We start from the raw sequence: 1,798 nt of genomic DNA, 5'->3' as shown, positions 1-1,798 counted from the left end.
TCCGAAAAACGGGCCGGGCGGCCAGGGCGGCCACATGGCGCCGACAGCCACTGCATCTCCGGATCAAACCAAATATCCAAAGAACCACGCCGCTTTAGCGCCGCGTTGTATGCGCTCCAGTTCGTCGTGCGATATTTTGGTGGGGTAGGCTTGGGCATCGCTGCCCCCTAAAGCACTCGATTCGCCCAAGGAATCCCCCAAGCATAATTGCGCAACAAAGCCTCTCGGTACTGTCGAGCCCCAGCCCGACCTTGCCGAGCCAGTCGCTGCGCAGTGCATCCCAGTCGTAACTGCTCAGGGGGTTGGCTTTCGCCGGCCTGATCAGGCGACGGCGAAGTTACCGTCGACGAGATCGCGGATGGCGTCGAGGGCTGACTTTCCCTGGAGACGAGCGGTTCCGGTGACGGAGCGGTATCCGGCGTGGATCTGGGCGCCCCAGTCGGACCGGAAGCCGCCCGTCACCTTGCGGAACACGACCGAGGGTCTGATCTCGCGCTCGGAGATATTGTTGGTCGCGGGCACGTCGCGGTTGGTGAGGAAGACGAAGAACTTGCCTCGCCATGCCTTGATCTGTTTGAGCAGTACCTTTCCGGCAGGATGCGCGATCGGCATGCGCATCAGCCGGGTCAGTGTGTTGTCGGCCTTGGCGGCATAGGCGGCCAGCGTCGTGTCTCTGAGACTGCCTCGTCGCTTGCCAACGCGGATGGCCCATCGCAGATGATCGCGGATTTTCGGGGCGAAGATCGTATCGCCACAGTCGATGGCATATTGAACATCGCGCAGGACATGAGCGAGGCAGACCTGGTGATCGCGGCCCAATTCCTGCTGGCCAGCGTAGCGATCGGACACCCACACATCGGGTTGATGGCCGCGCAGCACCTCCTCGGCTACACTGCGCGCCCGGCGCGGGGCGATCTTGTGCAGCACCGCCTTGTCAGAGAGGAACACCCACTGCCAATGGATCACACCGTTGGTGCGCGTGGTGGTCTCATCAGACGCGATGATCCGCGCTGACAGCAATTTGTCGCCGATCGCCCTGGTCGCCGTCGCCATGCCGGCGCCCATGCGGCGCAAAGCATTGGCGATCGCGCCTTCGGAAATGACCAGGCCAAACAGTTCGCGGGCGATCCGCGACAGGCGCTCGAAGCCAACATGATGGCTGTGATGCAGGTAGGCCAACAAGGAGCGAATGCCGGGACCGAACGGCGTGCCCGGCGTCATTCCCTCCGGCGCCGGAGCGCGATACCGCTTGCCGCATCCCCGGCAGCGGCAGCCGAACAGCTCGATGCGCGTCACCATCGGGCGGATCGGCGGCAGGTCGATATGGTCATAGCGGTGACGGCAACGCTGGAGCTGGCCCGCGACGTCGGTCCCGCAGTGACCGCAACTCGTCGCCATCACCCGTTCGGTCTTGTCCGGCGTCTCCGCCAGTGGGCGATGCTTGCCTTCGCGCGGTGGCCGCTTCCCGCCCCTGGACTTGCGGCCCTTGCCCCCACCCTTGCCGAAATCGTCCTTCGAGGGCGGAACATGCGAATTCTTCGAGGTCTTGCGCGGCTTACCGACCAGAGCTTCCAATTCCGAAATCCGCGCCGCCAAACGCTCGATCATCTCGTGCTGCGCTACCAACAGCTCGTTCTTCTCGGCATCACTCAGGACATGAAACAGGGGCAAGGCCATCCAAAGCTTGAGACGCCATGTTCGCGGTAGGTAGCTCGTCTCCGGCATGCAGTATCGAGGGTTGACCTGTAACTGGTCCTATCCTCATGCATGGGAGACGAGCCGTGGAACATTCTATGGC

The 1,798-nt window shown here is 63.0% G+C and carries 1 protein-coding gene and 1 pseudogene; both read right to left on the bottom strand.

What is annotated here, in order from left to right; all coding sequences use genetic code 11:
• Positions 1 to 158: pseudogene (locus tag BM052_RS19755) on the bottom strand (IS5/IS1182 family transposase); the annotation flags it as partial.
• A 163-nt stretch (positions 159 to 321) separates the two neighbouring features.
• Complete coding sequence (locus BM052_RS19245; RefSeq protein WP_091149484.1) at positions 322 to 1,677, bottom strand: IS66 family transposase; 1,356 nt, start codon at positions 1,675 to 1,677, stop codon at positions 322 to 324.
• Positions 1,678 to 1,798: the final 121 nt, after the last annotated feature.

Origin of the sequence: Novosphingobium sp. CF614 (assembly GCF_900113255.1) — a bacterium.
Classification (GTDB): Bacteria; Pseudomonadota; Alphaproteobacteria; order Sphingomonadales; family Sphingomonadaceae; genus Novosphingobium.
This window is presented reverse-complemented; position numbering and strand designations above follow the sequence as displayed.

Excerpts from the sequence above, each read along its gene's own strand:
- BM052_RS19245 (WP_091149484.1), bottom strand. The coding sequence starts at position 1,677 with ATGGCCTTGCCCCTGTTTCATGTCCTGAGTGATGCCGAGAAGAACGAG.